The organism is Campylobacter sp. CNRCH_2016_3089, from assembly GCF_025772505.1.
Lineage (GTDB): Bacteria > Campylobacterota > Campylobacteria > Campylobacterales > Campylobacteraceae > Campylobacter_D > Campylobacter_D lari_D.
Genome location: NZ_JAKMSF010000004.1, coordinates 169131 through 175704 on the forward strand (window position 1 = coordinate 169131; position 6574 = coordinate 175704).

General features: G+C 27.8%; 8 protein-coding genes. All 8 read left to right on the top strand.

The annotated features are described in order from the left end of the window. Positions 1-9: 9 nt before the first annotated feature. Positions 10-615, top strand: a complete 606-nt coding sequence (locus L8W69_RS04195; RefSeq protein WP_263666509.1) for a LysE family transporter — start codon at positions 10-12, stop codon at positions 613-615. A gap of 76 nt (positions 616-691) precedes the next feature. Beyond that, complete coding sequence (locus L8W69_RS04200) at positions 692-1312, top strand: UPF0323 family lipoprotein (protein ID WP_133319062.1); 621 nt, start codon at positions 692-694, stop codon at positions 1310-1312. An 11-nt stretch (positions 1313-1323) separates the two neighbouring features. After that, positions 1324-2496, top strand: coding sequence for a glutathionylspermidine synthase family protein (locus L8W69_RS04205; RefSeq protein ID WP_263666510.1), 1173 nt, complete (start codon positions 1324-1326; stop codon positions 2494-2496). Positions 2497-2499: 3 nt separating this feature from the next. Continuing rightward, positions 2500-3432 carry a D-2-hydroxyacid dehydrogenase gene (locus tag L8W69_RS04210; RefSeq protein WP_263662732.1) on the top strand — a complete coding sequence of 311 codons (933 nt, stop codon included), beginning with the start codon at positions 2500-2502 and terminating at the stop codon, positions 3430-3432. Further along, the gene (locus L8W69_RS04215; RefSeq protein ID WP_133319059.1) at positions 3422-3913 is read left to right on the top strand and encodes a YajQ family cyclic di-GMP-binding protein; all 492 of its coding nucleotides are present in this window, start codon (positions 3422-3424) and stop codon (positions 3911-3913) included. The genes L8W69_RS04210 and L8W69_RS04215 overlap by 11 nt, the downstream gene beginning before the upstream one ends. Continuing rightward, entirely contained in the window at positions 3910-4389 is a 480-nt protein-coding gene (locus L8W69_RS04220) for a hypothetical protein (RefSeq protein ID WP_263666511.1), read from the top strand. Before L8W69_RS04215 ends, L8W69_RS04220 begins: the two co-directional genes overlap by 4 nt. 8 nt (positions 4390-4397) lie before the next feature. Beyond that, complete coding sequence (locus L8W69_RS04225; protein ID WP_263666512.1) at positions 4398-6110, top strand: ATP-binding protein; 1713 nt, start codon at positions 4398-4400, stop codon at positions 6108-6110. Between the two features lie 60 nt (positions 6111-6170). Further along, the coding region (locus L8W69_RS04230; protein WP_263666513.1) for a PepSY-like domain-containing protein at positions 6171-6574 on the top strand (404 nt) is incomplete at its 3' end.

Consider the following 6574-nt stretch of genomic DNA (forward strand, 5'->3'; position numbering starts at 1 on the left):
AAAATATTTATGTTTTTTTGGATTATAATCATTCATTTTTTCGGACTTATTTTACCAGGACCTGATTTTTTCTTAGTAAGTTCATATGCATTAAGAGAAGGGGTTAAAAGTGCTTTAAAGGCAAGCTTGGGAGTAAGTTTAGCTGTTAGTATATGGATTATACTTTCTATACTCGGATTAAATGTCGTTTTTCATACATTCCCATTTTTACAAATTATACTATCAAGTTTTGGAGCATTTTATCTTTTGTATTTATCTTTTAAGATTTACAAGAATACAAAAAATGATAAAATTAAAGTTCAAAAAACTTATATATCTGCATTTTTAAGTGGAATGATTACAAATTTATCTAATCCTAAAGCAATTTTTTATTTCGCCAGTGTTTTTGCAAGTTTTGATTTTACACAAATGCGATGGATGCTGATAGTCTTGATATTTGTTTTGATTTTAGAAACTGTAATTTATTTTTCTTTGATTTCTTTATTATTTTCTAAACCATTTATGGTAAGAATTTATCAAAAGAATTTAAAACTTATTGATTATCTAAGTGCTTTTATATTTTTTGCTTTTGCTGTGTTTATTTTAAGTAGCAATTTAATGACTATGATAAACTAAAACAATTAATTTTTATTAATACTTTTTTTGTTAAAATCTTATTAAGTTAAATTTATAAATTTTTATAGGAAAGATTATGAAACACATTAAAACTATACTCAAACTTAGTATGATAAGTGGTATTGCTGCAATTAGTGCAGGTGCTTTAAGTGCATGTAGTAATAATACAAATGATTCTAGCAATAACGCTTTAAGTCAAGCGGCAAATACTCAAGGGGCCTTTGTTATTATTGAAGAAACCGCTCCAAATCAATACAAAATCAAAGATCAATTTCCAAGTGATGAAACTAGGGTGGTCTTAAAACAACTTGATGGAACTGAAAGGGTTTTAAGCAAAGAAGAAATGGATAAATTAATCCAAGAAGAAGCCGCTAAAATAGACAATGGTACTTCAAATTTAACAAATCCAAACAATGCTCAAATGAGTAGCGGTGGGCTTTCTTTAGGTGAGACATTGCTTGCGAGTGCAGCTGGAGCTATTTTGGGAAGTTGGATAGGTTCAAAGCTTTTTAACAATCAAAATTTTGCAAATCAACAAAGAGGAGCATTTTCAAATCAAAGTGCTTATCAAAGAAGTGTAAATAGCTTTAATAAAGCAAGTACAAGTGCTACTTCAGGATCAAATGCAAAAAAATCAGGCTTTTTTGGTGGTGGCTCTAAAGCTACTTCAAGTTCTACAAATTCTTTTGGCTCTTAAAAGGTGAAAAAATGAATTTTTTAAAAGTAAATCCTTTAGAAAAATCTTATTTAGAGCAAATAGGTTTTTCATGGCATACGGATAATGATGGAAGTGATTATTTAGATTCTAATTTAGTTTGTGTAAGGGAAGATGAAGCAAATGCATACTACGAAGCAGTTAATGAGCTTTATGATATGTTTGTAGCTGCTGCACAAGAAGTGATTGATAATGATCGTTTTGACGAGCTTGGAATTCCTTTTAATTTGGTTGATGCGATTAAGATGAGTTGGGAAAATGATGTACATTGGCATTTATATGGTAGGTTTGACTTAGCAGGTGGGCTTGATGGTAAGCCTATAAAACTAATAGAATTTAATGCTGATACTCCAACATCTTTATTTGAAAGTGCTATTTTGCAATGGGCTATTTTAAAGCAAAACAACCTAGATGAAAGCTCGCAATTTAATAATATATATGAAGCTTTAAGAGATAATTTTAAAAGACTTATAACCTTAGAAGAAGATGTAAGTGAATTTGAAAAATATTATGAAGGTTGGAAAATATTGTTTTCTTCAATTGCAGGTAGTGATGAGGATATGATTACAACAAAACTTTTAGCACACATTGCTAGTGAAGCTGGTTTTGAGAGTGAATTTTCTTATATTGATGAGGTAGAATTTTCACCCGAAGGAATTTTTAAAAATGACGTAAATTTTGAGTATTTTTTCAAACTCATTCCTTGGGAAAGTATAGCTATAGAAGAGGGTGAACTTGCTATGCTCTTAACTCAAATTATGCAAAATCAAAAAGCAATTATTTTAAATCCTGCTTATACTTTACTTTTTCAAAGCAAGGGTATAATGAAAATTTTATGGGAGCTTTATCCAAATCATCCTTTATTGCTTGAAACAAGTGATGAACCTTTAGTGGGTAAAAAATGTGTTAAAAAGCCTGTTTTTGGTAGAGAAGGAGCAAATGTTTCTATTATAGAAGCTAATGGAGATATAAGTTTTGAAATAAGTGGAGATTATCAAAACAATCGTTTTGTGTATCAAGAATTTGCTGAGTTTAATCAAAATGAAAATGATTATTATCAAGCAGGAGTTTTCTTTGCTTATGAGGGTTGTGGTTTAGGTTTTAGAAAAGGTGGTTTGGTGCTTGATAATTATTCTAAATTTGTAGGGCACATTGTTAAAGGATAAAAAATGAAAATAGTATGTTTAGATGCTGCTACTTTAGGTGGAACTGATTTAACAGCTTTTGAAAGTATTGGGGAATTTATAAGTTATGAACTTACATCTAAAGATGAGGTTATCTCAAGAATATCTGATGCGCAAGTTGTGATGATAAATAAAGTCATCATTGATCAAGAAGTTATAGATAACACCAATTTAAAGCTCATTTTGCAGCTTGGCACAGGGGTAAATAATATAGATGTAGCTTATGCAAATTCTAAAGGTATAATAGTAAAAAATGCAGCCGGGTATTCTACCAAAAGTGTTTTAAGTCATACATTTGCTTTGCTTTTTGCTTTTTTAAATCAAATCCCATATTATGATGGATGGACCAAACAAGGGCTTTGGGTAAAAAGCCCAATATTCACTGATTTTAGTAGAACTTTACATACTCTAACAGGAAAAAAACATGGTATTATAGGGCTTGGAGTTATAGGTAAAGAGGTAGCTAAGGCTTCGCAAATATTTGGAGCAAATGTTTGTTATTATTCTACCTCAGGGGTTAATAATGATGATACATATGAGAAAGTAAGCCTTGAAGAGCTTTTAAAAACTTCTGATGTGATAAGTATCCATGCACCTTTAAATGAAAAAACAAAAAATTTATTAAGCAAGAAAGAATTAATGCTTTTAAAAGATGAGGCCATTTTAATTAATGTAGGTCGTGGTGGGATTATTAATGAAGTAGATTTAGCTCAAATTATGGATGAAAAAAATATTAGAGTAGGGCTTGATGTGCTTGAAGTAGAACCTATGGTTGAAAATCATCCTTTGCTTAATATAAAAAATAAAGAAAATTTAATTATCACTCCACATGTTGCATGGGCTAGTGAAGAATCCATACAAAATTTAGTCCAAATCGTATTTAATAATCTTAAGGAGTTTATAGAAAATGGCAAATGAACATAGTTTTGACATTAGTGGGGAAATTGACAAACAAGAGCTAAAAAATGCTTTAGAGCAAGCTAAAAAAGAGCTTGATAGCAGATATGATTTAAAAGGCATTAAAAGTGAAATAGAGCTAAATGAAAAAGAAAGTATTTATAAGCTTACTTGTTCAAGTGAAGCAAAAATTGAAGTGCTAAAAGATATTGTCATTTCAAAACTTATCAAAAGAGGGATTAATCCTAATGGTATTAAAGAGTTAAACAGGGAGAGTGGAGCAAATTTTAGATTGAATTTAAAAGTTAATGATGCCATTGATGCTGATAGTGCTAAGAAGATTAATAAAGCTATAAAAGATAGTAAGCTAAAGGTAACTTCAAGTATTAGAGGCAATGAAATTCGCGTAGTTGGTAAGCAAATTGATGATTTACAAAGCGTGATGAAAATAGTAAAAGAACTCAATTTAGAACTTAATCTTAGTTTTAAAAACCTTAAATGATAAAGTTACTTCAAATAATTTTTTTGTGTTTTGTGTGTGTTTTTTTAAGCTCTTGTGCTTTAAAAAGTAAAACACAATCACAAAGTGCTTATATTGTTTTAAAAACCCCTCAATTTAGATTTGCTGATTATGGCTTTTTATATGAGGGAAAAAATTTTACAAGTTTAGAACTTTATAGTGCCTCTAAGGCTTTACTTGAGTTAAAAATCATGGATAAAATTTGCATTAATGGTGTATGTTATGCAAAAACTTTTTTTAATAAAAGATTTTTTAATTATGAATATTATGATGATTTTTTGCAAGATTTAATTTACAAAAAACCTATTTTTTATGGGAAAAATAAGCAAATTACCTCTTGTGGTTTTACTCAAAATATTATAAGCAAAAATTATGATATTTTTTATGAGGTTTGTGATAAAAATATGAGTTTTAGTGACAAAAAATCTAAAATTAAATTTAGCATAAAATCAATATAAAGGAAAATATGAAAGATTTAAAACTTTTTCTTAATGATACTTTTAAAAGCAATATTTATAAAAACTTACAATGCAGTGAAGATGAAATTTTAATTTTAAAGCATTTGTGTAAAAATTATTTACAAGCAAATGTAAGCATTAATGCCTATAATCTTCTTAGTGAAGTTTTTAAAAATGATGAATATGAGTATTTAGATCATTTAAAAGATCTTAAAAATCTTATAGAAAAAGGTTTTATTATTCAAATTTTTTCTGATTTTAAATCGAGTAAAAACTCAAGTTTATTTTTAAATTTGTTACAATGCGAGTTAAGTTTAAGTGAGGTTTTTTTACAAATTTTAGAAAATAAAACTATACAAGATTTTATGCAAGATCAAATTTATGAAGATCATATTGCATATTTAAAAGATGAATTTTTTAAAATCGAGCTATATCAAAGATTGCGTTTTTTTGCTAAAAGCTCTCAAAGTAAGAATATTAAAAAAGATATAGCTATATTTGAAGCATATATTAAAGAGCGTTTAAAAAAGAGTAAAATTTCTAATGTTTTGGCAGATATTTTTAAAGAGTATGCTTTAAACGATAAAGAATGTTTGATATTTATTAGTTTATTAAAAGAAGAGTATTTGCTAAATACTGAAAATTCTTATAGCAGAGATTTTAATTTTTTACTTCATTTAATTAGCGAAGATGATATTCAAAAACAAGAAAACAAAGTCTTACTAGAAGAAGATTCTAAGCTACTTAGTTCAAATCTTTTAGAATATGATGAATTTGTTAATTCTTTGGGTGATATAACTAAGATTTTTTATTTAAGTGATGATATTTTACAAAGAATTATTAATTTTAAAGAACCAAAGAAGAATAAAAAAATTAAACTTCAAAATTTAGTTAAAGAACAAGATATTTTTGAGCTAATTGAGCCAAATATTAATATAGATGATGTTATTATGCCCCAAAGCACTAAAGATCTATTGGAAAGTATATTAAAACAACAAGATAAAAAGGTTTTAGAAAGATTAAATAAATGGGGTATAAAAACAAATAAAAACATAGAAGCTAAGATAATTTTCTATGGTCCTGCTGGCACGGGTAAGACTATGAGTGCGCTAAGTATGGCAAAAGCTATGAAAAAATCTATTTTGAGTTTTGATTGTTCTAAAATTTTAAGCAAATATGTGGGCGAGAGTGAGCAAAATGTAAGAAAAATTTTTGATACTTATAAAGAGCTTTGTCAAACAAGCAAACAAAGTCCTATTTTGCTTTTAAATGAAGCTGATCAATTTTTAAGTACTAGGGTAGAAAGTAGTGGCGGTGCTGATAAAATGCACAATCAAATGCAAAATATTTTTCTAGAACAAATTGAGCGTTTTAGTGGAGTTATTATAGCTACGACTAATTTTTTAGAAAGTTTAGATGTGGCTTTTTCAAGAAGATTTGAATATAAAATAGAATTTAAAAAGCCAAATTACGAACAACGCTTGATGATATGGCAAAAAGCTTTACCTAAAAATGCTAAATTTGATGATAATTTTGATTTAAAAAACCTTGCTTTGTATGAGCTAAGTGGAGCTCAAATTGCTATGGTAGTTAAAAATACAGCTTTGAAAGCAGCTATTTCTAAGGATGGTGTTTTTAAAATGAGTGATTTTTTACATACAATAGAAAAAGAAATAGAATCTTCATTTGATAAAAATAAAATAGTTGGTTTTAAAAATTAAATTCACATAAATTTCACAAGCAGTTAATATCATTTTTTACTTTTATTTAAAGGAGAAAAAATGAAAATAAAATTAATGTTAGCTAGTTTAGTTTGTGCAAGTTCTATGTTTGCAGATATGGTTGTAAGTCCAAATGCTCTACCTCAAAAAGCTCAAGAGTTTTTAAACACTCATTTTAAAGGTGTAAATGTAGGTTATGTAAAACAAGATGTAGATTCTTATGAAGTAAATTTAGTCGATGGGACTGAAATTGACTTTATCATCAATGGAGACTGGAAAGAAGTTGATGGTAAATACAAAAGCATTCCAACAGGATTTATCCCAAAAGAAATTATTGCAAAAGTACAAGCAGTACAACCAAATGCAGCTATTGTAGAAGTAGATAAAAAAATAAATGGCTATAAATTTAGAACAAACAATATGATGGAAATTTATACAGATTTTAAAGGTAATATTTTAGGCCA